The 16,544-nt window shown below is 70.9% G+C and carries 16 protein-coding genes; 14 read left to right on the top strand and 2 right to left on the bottom strand.

The features are described from left to right. Window positions 1-78 precede the first annotated feature (78 nt). Window positions 79-1,764 (top strand): B12-binding domain-containing radical SAM protein, encoded by a 1,686-nt coding sequence (locus HYV93_10980; GenBank protein MBI2526499.1) that lies wholly within the window; start codon window positions 79-81, stop codon window positions 1,762-1,764. Between the two features lie 5 nt (window positions 1,765-1,769). Here HYV93_10980 and HYV93_10975 read toward each other — a convergent pair whose 3' ends face one another. Then, on the bottom strand, window positions 1,770-2,645 hold the full coding sequence (locus HYV93_10975; protein MBI2526498.1) for a class I SAM-dependent methyltransferase: 876 nt from the start codon (window positions 2,643-2,645) through the stop codon (window positions 1,770-1,772). 101 nt (window positions 2,646-2,746) lie between these two features. Here HYV93_10975 and HYV93_10970 point away from each other — a divergent pair, with 101 nt between their 5' ends. The 11 genes from HYV93_10970 (at window position 2,747) to HYV93_10920 (ending at window position 12,891) form a co-directional block, all read left to right on the top strand. Then, complete coding sequence (locus tag HYV93_10970) at window positions 2,747-3,289, top strand: hypothetical protein (protein MBI2526497.1); 543 nt, start codon at window positions 2,747-2,749, stop codon at window positions 3,287-3,289. 2 nt (window positions 3,290-3,291) lie between these two features. Further along, a complete protein-coding gene (locus HYV93_10965) occupies window positions 3,292-3,816 on the top strand; it encodes a hypothetical protein (protein MBI2526496.1) in 525 nt (174 codons plus the stop codon). A 122-nt stretch (window positions 3,817-3,938) separates the two neighbouring features. Beyond that, window positions 3,939-4,940 (top strand): SDR family oxidoreductase, encoded by a 1,002-nt coding sequence (locus HYV93_10960; protein MBI2526495.1) that lies wholly within the window; start codon window positions 3,939-3,941, stop codon window positions 4,938-4,940. Between the two features lies 1 nt (window position 4,941). Continuing rightward, window positions 4,942-6,057, top strand: coding sequence for a DegT/DnrJ/EryC1/StrS family aminotransferase (locus tag HYV93_10955; protein MBI2526494.1), 1,116 nt, complete (start codon window positions 4,942-4,944; stop codon window positions 6,055-6,057). After that, entirely contained in the window at window positions 6,054-6,986 is a 933-nt protein-coding gene (locus tag HYV93_10950) for a DegT/DnrJ/EryC1/StrS family aminotransferase (GenBank protein ID MBI2526493.1), read from the top strand. The genes HYV93_10955 and HYV93_10950 overlap by 4 nt, the downstream gene beginning before the upstream one ends. 72 nt (window positions 6,987-7,058) lie before the next feature. Then, entirely contained in the window at window positions 7,059-7,169 is a 111-nt protein-coding gene (locus HYV93_10945) for a hypothetical protein (protein MBI2526492.1), read from the top strand. A 122-nt stretch (window positions 7,170-7,291) separates the two neighbouring features. Then, window positions 7,292-8,215, top strand: coding sequence for a thiamine pyrophosphate-dependent dehydrogenase E1 component subunit alpha (locus HYV93_10940; GenBank protein MBI2526491.1), 924 nt, complete (start codon window positions 7,292-7,294; stop codon window positions 8,213-8,215). A gap of 16 nt (window positions 8,216-8,231) precedes the next feature. Beyond that, on the top strand, window positions 8,232-9,275 hold the full coding sequence (locus HYV93_10935; protein ID MBI2526490.1) for an alpha-ketoacid dehydrogenase subunit beta: 1,044 nt from the start codon (window positions 8,232-8,234) through the stop codon (window positions 9,273-9,275). A 447-nt stretch (window positions 9,276-9,722) separates the two neighbouring features. Continuing rightward, window positions 9,723-11,276 (top strand): radical SAM protein, encoded by a 1,554-nt coding sequence (locus HYV93_10930; GenBank protein ID MBI2526489.1) that lies wholly within the window; start codon window positions 9,723-9,725, stop codon window positions 11,274-11,276. A gap of 24 nt (window positions 11,277-11,300) precedes the next feature. Continuing rightward, window positions 11,301-12,134 carry a methyltransferase domain-containing protein gene (locus HYV93_10925; GenBank protein ID MBI2526488.1) on the top strand — a complete coding sequence of 278 codons (834 nt, stop codon included), beginning with the start codon at window positions 11,301-11,303 and terminating at the stop codon, window positions 12,132-12,134. Further along, window positions 12,115-12,891, top strand: a complete 777-nt coding sequence (locus tag HYV93_10920) for a glycosyltransferase family 2 protein (protein MBI2526487.1) — start codon at window positions 12,115-12,117, stop codon at window positions 12,889-12,891. The genes HYV93_10925 and HYV93_10920 overlap by 20 nt, the downstream gene beginning before the upstream one ends. A 31-nt stretch (window positions 12,892-12,922) precedes the next feature. Here HYV93_10920 and HYV93_10915 read toward each other — a convergent pair whose 3' ends face one another. Next, the gene (locus HYV93_10915) at window positions 12,923-13,873 is read right to left on the bottom strand and encodes a class I SAM-dependent methyltransferase (GenBank protein ID MBI2526486.1); all 951 of its coding nucleotides are present in this window, start codon (window positions 13,871-13,873) and stop codon (window positions 12,923-12,925) included. Window positions 13,874-14,037: 164 nt separating this feature from the next. Here HYV93_10915 and HYV93_10910 point away from each other — a divergent pair, with 164 nt between their 5' ends. Next, window positions 14,038-14,670, top strand: a complete 633-nt coding sequence (locus HYV93_10910; protein ID MBI2526485.1) for a winged helix-turn-helix transcriptional regulator — start codon at window positions 14,038-14,040, stop codon at window positions 14,668-14,670. Further along, window positions 14,667-16,526 (top strand): ABC transporter ATP-binding protein, encoded by a 1,860-nt coding sequence (locus tag HYV93_10905; protein ID MBI2526484.1) that lies wholly within the window; start codon window positions 14,667-14,669, stop codon window positions 16,524-16,526. Before HYV93_10910 ends, HYV93_10905 begins: the two co-directional genes overlap by 4 nt. Window positions 16,527-16,544: the final 18 nt, after the last annotated feature.

Genomic DNA, 16,544 nt, shown 5'->3' with positions numbered 1-16,544 from the left:
CCCGGCGCCCCGCTGAGGCAAATGACCCAGGAAAGTGTTGACATCCCGGTGGCGGGGATCTAGCGTTACGCGGGAGCGATGCTGTTCATCAACCCGGCTCAGGAGAAGTTCGGGGGGTTCCTGTCGCGCTACGTTCCGGTGGGCATCCCCGTGGCGATCGGCTGCCTGTCGGCGTACCTGACGAAGCACGGCATCAAGTGCCGCGTGGTCGACGAGGAGTTGACCGCGCTCACCCCCTCGGTGCTGCGGGAGCTGGTGGACGGGCTCGACCGGCCCTACCTGTTCGGCCTGTCGTGCCTGACCGCCCACGTCGCCCGCGGCTACCACCTCGCCGCCATGCTCAAGGCGGAGTTCCCCGACTCGGTCGTGGTGGCCGGCGGGCTGCATCCCACGGCGTGCCCCGACGAGGCGCTCCGGACCGGGAACATCGATTACGTGGTGCGGGGCGAAGGCGAGGAGGTGATGCTCCAGCTCCACCGAGCGCTCCGCGGCGCCGGCGACCCGACGGCGCTCCGGGGGGTGAGCTTCGTGCGCGACGGGCGGATCGTCCACAACCCCGAGGCGCCGCTGATCCCCGAACTGGACGACATCCCCATGTTCCCGTACGAGCTGTTCGACCACCCCAAGTACGACATGGCCTTCATCACCTCCTCGCGCGGCTGCCCCTACAAGTGCACCTACTGCAGCCAGCGCATGCTGACCGGGACGACCTACCGCTACAAGTCCGCCGGCCGCATCGTCCAGGAGCTGGACGTGCTCGTCAACCGGTACGGGCAGAAGCAGATCGTCTTCTACGACGACAACTTCTGCTTCAAGGCCAGGCGGGTGACCGAGGTGTGCAAGGCCATCATGGACGCGGGGCTCCACTCGAAGTGCACGTTCTCCGTCCAGACGCGGGCCGACAACTTCCCGCCCGAGCTGGTGCCGATCCTGGCGGCGGCGGGCTTCACGCACGCGGGCTTCGGGATGGAGACGGGCGTCAACCGGCTGGCTCGGCTCATCGGCAAGGGCGAGACCGTGGAGCAGCACCTGGACGCCGTGGCGCTGGGCAAGAAGCACGGCTTCGACGTCTCGCTGTTCATGATCTTCGGGCTGCCCACCGAGACGGCGACGGACCGGGCCACGAGCTTCAGGGTCGTGCAGGGGGCCCGGGTGCAGGCCTCCAAGTACAACAACCTGATCCCGTACCCGGGCACGCCGATCTTCAACGACGTGAAGGACAGCAACCGGATCCACATCGAGCCGGGCTGGAGCAACTTCAACAGCACCCTGTCGGTCACGCGGAGCATTTTCGACACGACGCCGCTGCCCTACGTGCCGGAGACGACCTCCGAGTTCGAGCTGAAGCGCGACATCATCAAGTTCAACATGAAGACCTACGTGACCCCGCGCGCGGTCCTGGCGATCCTGCTGGGCAAGAAGGGGCCGGGCTGGTACCAGCTGCCGGCGCGCTGGTACCTGAAGCCGCGCGAGCTCTACCACATCGGCCGCATCGGCGCCAACGTCCTGCTGAACATGGCGGTGGCCTTCCTGCCGCTCCGGATCACGGAGCCCGTCATGAACTGGCTCAACCCGGCCATGAAGGCGCGGCCGCGCGTCGCGGGGTACGACGCCTCGGCCTTCAGCGCCTCGCACTGGGACAAGGACTCGGCGAAGCAGAAGACCGCGGTGCTCAGGGCCGCGCAGGAGGAGCGGAAGGCCACGGGAGGCGTGAGCATCGGGCTGCCCCCCGTGGAGCGGTCGGCGCAGAAGATCGGAGTCTGACCGCCTCAGCGCTTCCGGGCCAGGACGAGCATCTCGTTCGTCGGGATCCTGACGCCCAGACGCCCCACTCCCGCCCGGTCCAGCGCCCGGGCCACGCCCGCCGCGCCCGGCAGCCTCCAGTACCGCCAGAGCCGGGCCGCCAGGTCGGAGACCGAGTACCACGCCCAGTACCACCGGCGCCACCGCACCTCGAGGCCGGCTGCCTCCACCAGAGCCGCCAGGGTCCGGAAGGAGAAGTAGTAGAGGTGTTCCGGCGGCTTCCACTCGTAGTGGCGGAGCGTGCCCTCGACGTCCAGCGTCGTCATGAGGAGATGCCCGCCGGGCCTGAGCAGGCGCGCGGCGGCCCCCAGCGTGCGCAGGGGATCGGGCAGGTGCTCGATGGTGCCGATCAGCGTGACGGCGTCGAAGGCGCCCGGCTCGAGCCCGGCCTGCTCGATGTCTCCCTGGCGCACCGCGAGCCCCAGCCTCTCCCGCGCGTACCGGACGGCGTCCGCCGAGACGTCCACGCCGTACCCGGTCCAGCCGCGCTCACGAGCCGCCGCGAGGAAGAACCCGTGCGCGCAGCCGATGTCGACGATCTGCCGGCTCGGCCCCGGGATCTCGCGCTCGAGGATCGTCAAGAGCGCCCGGGCATTCCTCAGGTGCAGGGCCCTCTGGGCCAGGTAGTCTCCGTACCCGACGGACGATCTGCCCTCGTGCCGGAAGTACGCGGGGCTGTACAGGCCGGCGAGGTCCCCGAGCGTCTGGCAGCCGTGGACGAAGATGAGACCGCACCGCCGGCAGCGGACGATCCGGAAGCCGTCTCGCATCTCCACGGGGATGGCCGGGACGGGCCCGCAGAGGACGCAGGTGGTCGAGTCCATCGGGTCGGACGTGGTCACGGTCAGGCACCGATCATACACCCGGCTCGAGCCCGCTTCCTCGCAGGTGGCTCACCGGACGCGCAGCGCGCCCGGGATTGGCAGGATCCGAAGCCGCCGCCATGCTACGATTCCCTGTGCTCAAGGGACTCCTGCTCGCCGCCGGGGCGTTCTGCGCCTTCCTGCCCCTGCACGTCACGGTCTTTCACCTCCTCGCGCCGCAGCGTCGCTTCGGCGCCATGGTGCGGCTGCACGTGGCCTTCGCGCTGGCCCTCACGGGCGCCTACCTCGCCACTCCCCCGGACCTCTGGGTGATCCCCGCCGGCTGGGCGGGGGCAGGCTGGCTCCTCGACGTGGCCAACGGCCTCCTCGTCCACAGCCTGCTGTTCGTCGGGTACAGCATGTTCTACTTCCTCGTCGACCGCGGCTTCTCGGCCCGCATCCTGATCGAGATCGAGCGCGCCCCGGGCCGGGCCCTCTCCGCGGAGGGAGTCGCCGGGATGTACTCGCTCGATCAGGTCGTGGAGCGCCGGCTCGACGAGATGCTGGATATCGGGTCGCTGACCAGGGAGGGCGCCCGGTACCGGATCACGCCCCGTGGACGCCGGGAGGCCCGACTGTTCGCAAGGATGAAATCGTTCTTCAGGATGGGGTCCGGAGGATAGCGGTGCGCGGGCTCCTGGCGGCGGCGCTGACCTTTCTCGTCTTCCTCGGCGTCCAGCTCGCCGTCTTCCACTTCGTGGCGGTCCGGCGGAAGCTCTACGTGATGCTGTGGCTCTGGCTCGGCGGGTACCTGGCGTACGCGTCGGCGTTCCGCCTGCTGCCGAGCGATGGCACCTGGCTGGCGCCGCTGCTGTCGGCCCCGACGCACGCCGTCACCTGGGTCAACGGCGCCGTCGTCTACTGGTTCCTCTTCGCCGGCTACTACCAGCTGTTCAACATGGCCGACAACTCCGTCGGTGTCCGGAGCCTCATCGAGCTGTCGCGCGGCCCGTCGCGGGGCATGACGCTCGAGGAGCTCAAGCAGCACTACTCCTTCGAGCTGATGCTGGGCAGGCGGATGGAGCGCCTCGTGGTGGCGGGCTACCTGGAGCGGGACGGCGAGCGGTACCGGTGCACCGGGAAGGGGCGTGTCGCCGCGCGGCTGCTGGGGCGGCTCAAGCGCCTGCTCAATCTCGGCCCCGGGGGCTGAGGCGCCCGGGCGCCGGCGAATTCCTTGCAGACCCGAAAGCCCGCCCATAAGATCGAGGCACGGGTGGACCGCGGGCCGATCCGGCCGTTCGGACGCATCGGGGTCATGTCGAGGGGGCAGCGATGGTGACGCAGTCGCGGCACGTGCTGGTGACGGGTGGGGCGGGGTACGTGGGGGCGGTACTGGTGCCCAAGCTCCTCGCCCGGGGCTACCGCGTCACGGTGGTCGACCTGTACCTCTTCGGCGAGGACGTGCTGAAGGCGGTGGGCGCCCACCCGCGCCTCCGCCAGGTCAAGGGGGACATCCGGGACCGGGCGCTCCTCGAGCGCGAGCTCGCGGGCGTGGACGCGGTCATCCACCTCGCCTGCATCTCCAACGACCCGAGCTTCGAGCTCGCCCCCGCGCTGGGGAAATCCATCAACTACGACGCCTTCCTGCCGCTGGTGGAGATCTCGAGGGACCAGGGCGTGAGGCGCTTCATCTACGCCTCCTCCTCGAGCGTCTACGGCATCAAGGCGGAGGAGAACGTGACGGAGGAGCTGCCGCTCACCCCGTTGACGGACTACTCGAAGTACAAGGCGCTCTGCGAGGAGGTGCTCCTGCGCGCCCAGGCGCCCGGCTTCACGACGCTGATCCTGCGTCCCGCCACGGTGTGCGGCGACTCGCCGCGGCTCCGGCTGGATCTCACGGTGAACATCCTGACCAACCTCGCCGTGAACAGGGGCCGGATCACCGTGTTCGGGGGCGCCCAGAAGCGCCCCAACATCCACATCGAGGACGTCACCGACCTCTATGCGCACGCCCTCGAGTGGGACGACGCGCGCATCGCGGGGGAGACCTTCAATGCGGGCTACGAGAACCACACGGTGGCGGCGCTGGCCGAGATGGTGCGGGACGTGGTGGGGCGGGAGCGGGTGACCATCGAGACGACGCCCACGGACGATCACCGCTCGTACCACATCTCCTCCGAGAAGATCAAGCGCACGCTCGGCTTCGAGCCGCGTCACACGGTGGAGGACGCGGTCCGTGACCTCACGCAGGCCTTCCGCGCGGGACGGATCCCCGACTCCATGGACGACCCGCGGTACTACAACATCAAGACCATGCTGGCGGCCCGGCTGTAGCATGCGGGTCCCCTACTCCTACCTCGAGGAGCAGTTCGCCGACTCCGAAGCGATCCTCCGCGACATCAAGGGGCTGCTCGAGTCCGCGCAGTACACGCTGGGGCCGGCGGTGGCGCAGTTCGAGGCCGCCTTCGCCCGGCTCTGCGGCGCCCGCTTCGCCGTGGGCGTGGGGACGGGCACGGACGCCCTCTTCCTCTCCCTCAAGGCCCTCGGCGTCGGGCCCGGCGACGAGGTCATCACCGCGGCCAACACCTTCATCGCGACGGCGGGGGCCATCGTGGCCGCGGGTGCCCGGCCGGCCTTCGTGGACGCGGGGGACGACTTCAACATCGACCCGGCCGGCATCGAGCGGGCGATCACGCCGCGCACCCGGGCGATCATACCCGTGCACTACGCAGGGCAGCCCGCGAAGATGGGCGCGATCCTTCCCCTCGCGGCCGCCCACGGGCTGCCCGTCGTGGAGGACGCCTGCCAGGCCATCGGCGCCGCCATCGACGGCCACCTCGTGTCGAGCTTCGGCGTAGCCGCGGGCTTCAGCCTGCATCCGCTGAAGAACCTCAACGTGTGGGGTGACGGCGGCGTCGTCGTCACCAGCTCCGAGGAGCTGGACGCCACGCTCCGGCTCCTCCGCAACCATGGGCTCCGGGGCCGCGACGAGGTGGAGGTCTTCGGCTACAACAGCCGGCTCGACACACTGCAGGCCATCGTGGGCAACCACCTCATCAAGGACGTGGAGGCCATCACGGCCGCCCGGATCGGCAACGCGCGGGCCCTGGACGCCGGGCTCGCGCCCCTCGCGCCCCGGGTGCGCATTCCCACGCGGCGCGCCGGGGAGCGCCACGTCTTCCACCTCTACATGTTCGAGGCGGAGGACCGCGACCGGCTGCTGGCCCACCTCCTCGCACGCGGGGTGGAGGCCAAGATCCACTACCCCGTGCCGCTGCATCTGCAGCCGGCCGGCCGGCGCCTCGGCTACCGGGAGGGCGACTTTCCGGAGGCCGAGCGCCAGGCGACGCGCATCATCACGTTGCCGGTCCACCAGCACCTGAGCCGGGAGCAAGTGGACCACATGATCGAGGCCGTGACCGACTTCTACCGGAAGGGCGCGCCCCGGTGACCGGACCCGCCCGCCGCGTGAAGTACATGGAGCTGCCCCGCCAGTTCGCCGACGGGGAGGTGGCGCGGCGGGTGGCCGAGGAGTTCGGGCGCTGCCAGTTCGTCCTGGGCCCGCAGGTGGCCGCCTTCGAGGCCCGCTTCGCCCGACTCTGCGGCACGGCCCATGCGGTGGGCCTCAACTCCGGCACCGATGCGCTCGTCCTGGCGCTGCGGGCCCTGGGCGTGGGGGCGGGGGACGAGGTCGTCACCGTCTCCAACAGTTTCATCGCCACGGCCGGCGCCATCGTCATGGCGGGCGCGACGCCCGTGTTCGTGGACGTCAACGCCGAGTACCTCATGGACCCGGTGCTCCTGGAGGACGCCATCACGCCCCGGACCCGGGCCATCATCCCGGTCCACCTGACGGGCGCGCCGGCGGACCTGGACGCCATCGGCGCCGTGGCGGCCCGCCACCGCCTCCCGGTGATCGAGGACGCAGCGCAGGCCGTGGGCGCCTCCATCGGCTCGCGCCGCGTCGGGGCCATCGGCGCCGCGGGGGCCTTCAGCCTCTTCCCGCTCAAGAACCTCGGCGTGGCGGGGGACGGCGGGATGCTCACCACGGGCTCGGGCGAGATCGCCGACCGGGTGCGCCTCCTGCGCCATCACGGCCTCCGCACCCGCGACGAGGCCGAGACCTGGGGCTGCAACAGCCGGCTCGACACGCTCCAGGCCATCGTGGGGGATGCCCTGCTGGACGGCGTGGAGCAGGTGGCCGAGACGCGGAACCGCCACGCGGCCTTCTACGACCGCGCGCTGGCGGCCCTGGGGCCCCGGGTCATCGTGCCGCCACGGAGGGCCGGAGTCCGCCAGGTCTTTCACACCTACGTGGTCCAGGTGGAGGAGCGCGACCGTCTCGTCCTCTTCCTCGACGCCCGCGGGCTCGAGACGTAGATCCACTAGCCGGTCACCATCCACATCCTGAAGTCGGCTCAATCCCTGGGCTACAAGCGGGGCTCCTTCCCCGTGTGCGAGGCCCAGAGCGAGCGCATCCTGTCCCTCCCCGTCCACGAGTACCTGACCGAGGACGACCTCCAGTACGTGGTGGCGGGGCTCACGGAGTTCTACCGCCGATGAGCGCGGTGGGGCGCACGGGCCCGCCGCGGGACTCCCGGGCCCGCCGGCGGTCGGCGCCGGGCCGGGGGGATGCGGCCCTCCGGGGCCTGTCAGTGGCGCTCCTCACCGATCTCTACGTCACCATGAGGCGCATCCGGCGGGCGGAGGAGATGATCGTCGAGCGCTACCCCGAGGAGGAGATCCGCTGCCCCACGCACCTGTCCATCGGCCAGGAGGCGGTGGCCGCTGGCGTCTGCTTGGCGCTGCGTCCGGGCGACACGGCGGTCAGCACCCACCGCTGCCACGCCCACTACCTCGCCAAGGGCGGCGACCTGCGCGCCATGTTCGCGGAGCTCTACGGCCGGGCCACGGGCTGCTGCGGCGGGAAGGGGGGCTCCATGCACCTCACGGCGCCGGAGGTCGGCATGCTCGGGGCCTCCGCCATCGTCGCCGGCTCCATCCCGCTGGCCGTGGGGTGCGCGCTGGCGGCGACTCTCACCGGCAGCGACGAGGTGGCCGTGGCCTTCTTCGGGGACGCGGCGGCCGAGCAGGGCGTGACCCACGAGAGTCTGGGGCTGGCCGCCCTGCGGCGCCTCCCCGTGCTCTTCGTGTGCGAGAACAACCTGTACGCGACCCACTCGCCACTGCGTGCCCGCCAGGTGAGCGAGGACATCGCGCCCCGGGCCGCGGCCTATCGCATGCCCGGCGTCATCGTGGACGGCACCGACGCCGTGGCCGTCTACCGCGCGGCGCGCGCCGCGGTGGCGCGGGCGCGAAAGGGTGGTGGGCCGACGCTCATCGAGGCCAAGACCTACCGCTGGCGCGAGCACGTCGGACCCAACTTCGACATCGCGCTGGGCTACCGGAGCCAGGCAGAGCTCAGCCGCTGGATGGAGCGAGATCCCCTGGAGGGCGTGGCGCGGCGGCTCCTGCAGGCGGGCGTGATGGAGGCCGCGCACCGGGAGCGAATCGACGCGGCGGTCGAGGCGGAGGTGGCTCAGGCCGTGGCCTTCGCCAAGGCGAGCCCCTTCCCGTCCGCTGAACAGCTCTGCGCGGACGTGGAGTAGGCCCGACCCCCCGCCCATGCGGCAGCTCAAGTACCGGGAGGCCATCGACGAGGCCACGCGCCAGGCCATGGCGAAGGACGAGCGCATCATCGTGCTCGGCGTGGGCGTGGACGACGCCAAGGGGATCTTCGGCACCACGCGCGGCGCCTTCGAGCGCTTCGGGAGCGCGCGCGTCTTCGACACGCCGCTCTCGGAGGCGGCGCTCACCGGCATGTGCGTCGGCGCGGGGCTCAGGGGGCTGCATCCGCTCCTCGTGCATGCGCGGAACGACTTCCTGCTCCTCACCATGGATCAGATCGTCAACAACGCCGCCAAGTGGCGGTACATGTGCGGCGGGAAGCTGCGCGTGCCCGTGACGATCCGCGCCATCATCGGGCGCGGGTGGGGCCAGGCGGCGCAGCACTCGCAGAGCCTGCAGGCCCTCTTCGCCCATGTCCCCGGGCTCTCCGTGATCATGCCGGCCACGCCCGCCGACGCCAAGGGCCTCCTCATGACGGCCCTGTCCACGGACGGCCCGGTCATCTGCCTCGAGCACCGCTGGCTCTACGAGAAATCGGGGCCGGTGCCCGAGGAGCCCTACCAGATCCCCCTCGGCCAGGCCGGCCTGCTGCGCGAGGGGAGCGACGTGACCATCGTGGCCGTCTCCCACATGGTGCTGGAGGCGGTGCAGGCGGCCGAGGCGCTGGCGGCCGACGGGATCCAGGCCGAGATCGTGGACGTGCGGAGCCTCCGCCCGCTCGACTCGGCGACCATCGTCCGCTCCGTGGCGAAGACTGGACGCCTGGTGATCGCCGACACCGGCTGGAAGAGCTTCGGGGTCTCCGCGGAAATCGCCGCCCGGGTCGGCGAGGAGCTGTTCGGCCGGCTCCGGGCGCCCATCCGCCGCGTGGCGCTGCCGGAGGCGCCCACGCCGGGCTCCTCCGCGCTGGAGCAGGTCTATTACCCGGGTCCGCGGGAGATCGCGGCGGCAGCGCGTCTCTGCCTCGAGGCCGCCCACCCCGCGGCGCTCCCCGAGCGCCCAGCCCCCGCCCGCCCCAGGGACTTCCATGGGCCCTTCTAGTCGGCCGCTGAAAAAGGCCCATCTGCGGCGGTGGCGCCCTCGGCCGCACGCTCGACGCGGCTCGCTCACGCTCGCCGGGATCTCCGGGGTCCGCTCGCCTCGCCTCCGGCTGCGGCTCGCCAGGCGCAGTACGCCTCGCGTGCGGCCGTCGGGCGCCGCCTTGCATCTGGATCTTTTTGATCGGCCTCCGGGGTTCGTTCGCATGCCGCTGGGGTCGTGTCGCGGGACTTCGGCGCCCACCTCCGAGGGGCGGGGCCGGGGGCGCCCTCCCCGGAACCGTGGCTTCTGCGCGCTGACGGAGCCGGAGCGCGGCATATCGTGGCCCGTCATGGAAGGGCGCAACGGGGCGCGAGCTAGCGTGTTCCGGGGAGGGCGCCCCCGGCCCCGCCCCTCGGGCCGGCGGGGGATTCCCGGGGCAGGACGCCGCGTCGAGTGGAGGAGCCCGAGGTGAAGGTGCTGTTCGTCGAGCGGGATGTCGAGTACATCGACCCGATGAACATCCAGCTCCTGTCGGCGCTGGCCAAGCAGCGCGGGCACTCGACCTTCCTCAGCATTCTCAGCGCGGACGATCTCGACGCCGACCTCCGGCGCATCAAGCCGGACCTCGTGGCCTTCAGCGCCAAGACCGGCGAGCACACGACCTACTTCCGCGCCAACGAGCGGGTGAAGGCGTGCTCGCCGGGGATCTTCACCATCATGGGCGGGCCGCACCCGACCTTCTTCCCGGGCCTCATCCAGACCCACCCCTTCGACGCCGTCGGGGTGGCCACCCGCCGCGCCTCCGAGCTGGCCCAGCTCGGCGCGGCGGGGGCCGCCGTCCGCCCCGAGTACGACCTCGAGGTGGACCCGACGCATCTCCGTCCGCGCCGCACGGTGCTGGACAGCCTCCCCTTCTACGACCGGGAGCTGGTCTACCGGAAGACGCACCTCGCCCGCTTCCCCCTTCGCTCGTTCATGTCCTCCCGCGGCTGCCCCTACCAGTGCACGTACTGCTTCGAGCCCAGGTTCAACGTCATGTACGCGGGCAAGGGGCCCATCTACAACCGCTACAGCGTGAGACGGTTGTGCGCGGAGCTGGCCGAGCTCAAGGCGCGCTGGCCCACGCAGTTCATCAAGTTCTACGACGACATGTTCATCCTCGACCGCAAGGTGGACGCCTGGCTCGAGGAGTTCGCCGAGGTGTACCCGCGGGAGGTGGGGCTGCCCTTCTTCTGCCTCACGCGGGCCAACGTGCTCACGCGAGAGAACCTGGGGGCGCTCAAGCGGGCGGGGCTGCACTCGCTGACCATGTCCATCGAGGCGGGCAACGAGTACGTCCGGAACACCATCGTGAAGCGGCGCATGCGGCAAGAGCAGCTGGAGGCGGCCTTCGACCTCTGCTGGGAGCAGGGGATCGTGACCTTCGCCAACACCATCCTCGGCATCCCCGTGCGCCGGGAGATCATGGCCCAGCAGGGCAAGGCGGCCATCGACTACGACGTCGAGTCGCTGGACATCAACATCCGCTGCCGCGTCACCTACGCCGACTTCCCGGTGCTGCACCCGTACCCGGGCTGCGAGCTGACCGAGTACGCGGTGAAGAACGGCTTCTTCGACGGCGATTTCGACCGGCTCTTCTGGAGCTACCAGGCCGAGAGCCCGTTCACGTGCTTCACGCCGAAGGAGGCCCTCCAGCAGAAGAACCTCTCACTGCTCGGGCCCATCTGCGTCATGTTCCCCCGCGCGCGGTGGCTCCGGAACCTGACGGTGAACGTGCTGATGAAGCTGCCCCTGACGAAGCTCTACTTCTTCCCGTGGTACCTGGCCAAGGGCTACCTCAACATCTTCCGCGTCTATCCGCTGAAGCTCTCGCTCTGGAGCCTGGCGCGAAACCTCGCCTACAGCATCCGGCGGGAGTGGCGGAAGCGCTCCCCGAACCGGCTCATGTACCGCAAGCCGCTCAGACTGGACCGTCCCATGGGCCAGACCCTCGGCGGGCCGCCGCCGGATCCGGGCGCCTGAGGGGGGGCGCCGGGGCGGAGGCCCGTGGGCGTCTCTGATCGGCATCACTTCGCCTGGCTCCGCGAGGCGCTCGGCCGCTTCGAGCGCGACACCGGGCGCCTGGCCGCGATGCGCGGGCGCGGGGAGCCGCTCGCCCTGTGGGGCCTCGGCGCGCAGCGGCTCGATCCCGTCCTCACCCAGCTCCGCGACGCCCTCGGCGAGCGCGCCACGGTGGCCTGCTTCGACCGCTTCCCGGACGACGAGACGGTGCGGCGGGTGGAGATCAACGCGCTCGAGAGCCTCCCGGACGCGGGGTGCGATGTGCTCGCGATGTTTCGCGCCTCCTACTTCATCGCCGAGCCCGCCGTCTTCCTGGCCCAGGCGCGCCGGATCCTCAGGCCCGGGGGGCTGGCCATGGTGGACTGGCTCCACGGCCTCTCGAACGCGCCGGTGCTGAACCTCGCGGGAGATCCGCGCCACGGGGCCACCCCGACGCCCTTCATCACGACATACGCCGATCCGGCCTTCCTCGCCGAGTTCCCGGCGGCATTCGACGCCTTCATCCGCCACGTGAACCGGCCGCCGCGCTGGGCCAATGTCGCCAGGCCCGGGGCGCCGGTGCCCGCGGGGGAGCGGTGGCGTCGCCTCGTCGGCGGGGGCCCGCGGCGCCAGATCCGGCGCGAGAGCTACCTCGACGCGCTGCGGGCGGACTTGCGCTCCGCCGGGAAGCGCCTCATCGAGCCGGGACTGATGGACCAGTACTTCAGGGTGGTGTTCCGTGACGCCCGGTACTTCTATCCGCTGGTGCGGAAGTTCAACCTCTACCTGCTGACCGTCCTCGAGCCGGCGGGAGCCTCGCATGTCCGGCGCTCCGGGTGACCTGGCCCCGCCGAGTTTCTCCGTCGTGGTTCCCGCGCTCGACGAGGAGGCCAACCTCGGGCCCACCGTCGAGGCCATCCTGCGGGAGTTCGGACGCGCCTGCGGCCGCCCCGGCGGCTTCCTCGAAGTGCTCGTCTTCGACGACGCCAGCAGCGACGGCACCGGGCGCGTGGCTGACGAGCTGGCCCGGCGGGACCCTCGGGTCCGGGCCTTCCACAACCCCCGGCGGCTCAACATCGGCGGGATCTACAAGGCGGGACTCCGGGAGGCGCGCGGGGAGCACTACCTCCTCGTCCCGGGCGACAACGAGATGCGCGTGGACGAGATCGTCCGTGGGGCCCGGCACGCCGCGGGGGCCGACCTCGTCGTCTTCTTCGTCACCAACACCGCGGTCCGCGGCACCGTGCGGCGGCTCCTCTCGCGGCTCTACGTCTGGACGGTGAACGCCCTCTTCGGCACGCGCTTCCGCTACACCAACGGGACGAACATCTTCCGCACGGCCGTCCTCCGGCGCATCCCGATCGCGACCGACGGGTTCTCCTACCAGACGGAAGCGGTGGTCAAGGCCGTGCGCAGCGGGGTGGACTGGGTCCAGGTGGGCATCGAGCTGCAGGCGCGCCGGCACGGCGCCTCCAAGGCCGTGTCCTGGAAGAACCTCCGCTCGGTCATCCGTGCGCTGACCGCCCTCTGGTGGGACGTGACGGTGACGGAGCGCAGCCGGTACCGGCGCCGCGGCCGCCGCCTCGGCAGCGTCTGACCCGGCCCGGGCGCCTGCCCCGCCGGAGCTCTCATCGCTTGCGGGCCACCGCGGGAGACACGTGCTCGCCGTCGGTGGCGACCATCCCCTCGACGACGTCGAAGCGCTCCAGGATGAACTGCAGGGCGGGGATCCGGTCACGCAGCGAGCTGGCGGTGTCGAGCCCCGTGCCCTCGGAGCGGACGTAGTCGAAGATCAGGGCGCCGCCGGGGCGGAGCCGCTCGTGCAGGTGGTGGAGCACCGGCAGCGGGCGGGGCAGGTGCTCGAGGACTTCCAGACAGAAGATCGCGTCGTACTGGCCGGGCAGGGGGGCGTCGTCGCCGGCGTCGATCTCCACCATGCTCACGAAGCGGGTGTCGCGGAACCGCCAGCGGGCGAAGTGGAAGAGGAGATGGGGGAGATCGGCGCCGACCAGCCGGAGATCGAGATGGCGGTAGCGGCGGGCGAGGGCCGCGATGATGGGGGCGCTGCCGCAGCCGTACTCGGCCACGCGCCCGCCCCGCCTCAGGTGGCGCACGAACGGGTGCACACGGAGCGGGGCCAGCGCCTCCCGGTAGGCGTGGGCGAAGAGGTAATAGACATGCCGGGGATCGCGCCAGGCCTCCAGGTGCTTCGCGTCGGAGGTGGGATCGAGGCTCTCCAGGCTCTCGAAGGAGGCGCTCTGCAGCCGCTGCCGGTACACGCCGAGGAGGTAGTAGAAATCGTGGGGGTGAATCGGTCGGTTGCCGAGCTCGCCCACCCAGTACGACTGGAACTCGTGGAACCAGGCGAGCTTGAGGTCGGCGTAGACGAGGCGCCGGTGAAGCCCGAGCCTCACCTGGGCGCCCAGCGCGTACAGCCGCGCCAGGCTGGCGAGCCGGCCCAGCGGACCCAGGCCGTCGGCACTGCGGGCGCCTGGGTCAGGCAACGGAAGCTGCTCGGCCTGCCGCGCGAGGAGCGCGGCCACATCGGGCCGCACATCGTCGTAGAGGTTGCTTGCCATTGCGGGGTCTCCGGCGCGCGCGGGCCGTCGCGTCACGTCCGTGGACGACATGACCTCGGCACCGCGTGAGCCTAGCGTGGCCATCTCGCCAGTGTCAAGGCAAGCTCAATCTTCTTGACCCGTTGGCACGACTATGTTCAGATGTTGAACAGAATTATCCAGCCATGGAACGTCAGCTCGAGCGCGACCTCGAAATCCTCACCGCCATTGACGAAGGCCGTCCCTTGACCCAGCGCGCCCTGGCCCAGCGACTGGGGCTCGCCCTTGGCCTGACGAATCTCTATGTCAAGCGCCTGGCCAAGAAAGGCCTGATCAAGATCGTCGACTTCCCGCGCAAGCCGGCTGCGGGAAAGCGATTGAGGTACCTCCTGACCCCTCAGGGAGCGTTCGAGAAGACGCGGCTCACCTATGAGCACATGGCCTACTCCCTGAGCCTCTACCGCCGCGCCCGCCAGACCCTTCGCGAGCATCTGGCTCTTCTGCCCGAGAGCGGCATCAAGCGCATCGCCCTCTGCGGGACCGGTGAGGCGGCCGAGCTGGCGTATCTCACGCTGCGAGAGCTCGGGCTCGAGCCGATGGGCGTCTTCGCCCGCGAGGCCGGAGGCCAGTTCCTCGGCTTTCCGGTGCGGCCGCTCGCCGAGATCGCTGACGAGGAGTTCGACGGCCTCGTCCTGGCGACATTCGAGCCTCCCGAGCAGCCCGTGGCCGATCTGGTGCGCCAGGGGATCCGGCGGGAGAAGATCCTGGCCCTGCGCCGGCTGCAGCAGCCGGGGTCCGGCGGGGAGCCCGGCGCGTGACTCGACCCGCCGATCTCCGTCGGCTGGGCTGGCTGCTGGGCAGGTATCTGGCCCCCCACTGGCGGGCCGTGGGGCTGCTCCTCCTCGCGAGCTACCTGGCGATGGGGCTCGCCGGCCTGCTCCCCGTCCTGATGGCGCCGATCCTCGACCTGGCGCTGGGGGCGCCCGCGGGATCGCCCGTGGCCGGCGGCGGCGTCACGCTCGGGGATCTCACGCTGAGGAATCTGGGGGCGGCCGTGCTCCACGGCCTGGGTGTGCAGGCGGTGAGCGACAGGTTCCAGGCCATCGTCGTCCTCGCCGGGCTCTACGTGGCGGCAGGTGTCCTCAAGGGCTGGGCCGATTTCGGGAACTACCTCCTGGCGCTCTGGATCCGGATCCGCGCGGGCGCAGCCATGCAGATGGACCTCTTCCAGCACCTGCTGGGGCTGTCCATGGGGTTCTTCACCAAGCAGCGGGCGGGGGAGCTCGTCTCCCGGCTCGACGCCGACACCCGCGGGGCCACCAGCGGACTCGAGACGATCGTGGGCACCTTCCTCACCGCCCCCGTGCTGCTCGGCTTCTACGGCTACCTCCTGGTCCGGACGAGCCCGAAGCTCGTCGTGGCGGCGCTGGGCGCCGGCGCCCTGCACTACGGCATCACGCGGGCCGTGAGGGGGCCGATCCGGCGGCTGGCCACGGACCAGTTCTCGGTGTTCGCCGACCTCGCCGCGCGCTTCCAGGAGGCGCTCACGAGCATCCGGGTGGTCAAGTCGTTCGGGGCCGAAGCCTTCGAGCGGGCCGGCGCGGCCAGGATCCTGGCCGACGTGGTCCGGCTCAACGTGAAGTTCGGCGTCTACAAGCACGTGGAAGAGCCCGCCCGGAGCGTGGTCAACTACGTCGTGGAGGCGAGCTTCCTCGTGCTGGCCGCCTATGAGCTGCTGGCTGGCCGGATGGCTGTCCCCACCTTCTTCCTCTTCCTCTATGTCGGGCGAGCGCTGATGGCGCAGCTCGGGCTCCTGGGGTCGGCCTACACGCAGCTGCAGTCCGCCCTGGCGGCCTCGACCCGGGTGAGCGAGCTCTTCGCGCAGCGGCCCGCGGTCGAGGACGGGCCGGAGTCCATCAGCGCGTTCCGGGACCGGATCCGTCTCCGCGACGTGTCGTTCCACTACGGCGGCGAGCCCGTGCTGGAGCGGGTGAGCTTCGAGGTCCTCAAGGGTGAGGTCGTGGCCCTCGTCGGGCCGAGCGGGGTGGGCAAGTCCACGCTGGCCGATCTGATCCTCCGTCTCTACGACCCGGTGGCAGGCGCCATCACCATCGACGGCCGCGACCTGCGGAGTCTGCGGCAGGCCGCGTACCGGCGGCTCTTCGGCGTGGTCTCGCAGGAGGCCCTCCTCTTCAACGCCAGCATCCGTGACAACATCGCCTACGGGCGCGAGGGGCTGTCGGAGGCCGACATCGTCCGCGCGGCCACGATCGCCAACGCCCACGAGTTCGTCACGGAGTTCCCCGAGGGGTACGAGACCGTGGTGGGGGACCGAGGTATCCGCCTGTCCGGGGGGCAGCGGCAGCGGATCGCCATCGCGCGCGCGATCGTGGCCCGCCCCGCCCTCCTCGTTCTCGACGAGGCGACCAGCTCGCTCGACAGCGAGTCGGAGCGGCTGGTGCAGGAGGCCATCGACCGCGTCATCGAGGGGACCACGTCCATCGTCATCGCGCACCGGCTCTCGACGGTGCTCCACGCGGACAAGATCATCGTCCTCGGCAAGGGAGGCATCGAGGCCATCGGCCGCCACGGCGAGCTGCTCGACTCCAACGAGACGTACGCACGGCTCTACCGGCTGCAGTTCACCGAGCGGGAGACGGCGGCGCGGCCCTAGCCCGCGCGGCCCGGGGGG

Source organism: Candidatus Rokuibacteriota bacterium, assembly GCA_016188005.1.
Lineage (GTDB): Bacteria > Methylomirabilota > Methylomirabilia > Rokubacteriales > CSP1-6 > UBA12499.
Note: the sequence above shows the minus strand (reverse complement) of the source record. Positions and strands in the feature narration are given on the sequence as shown.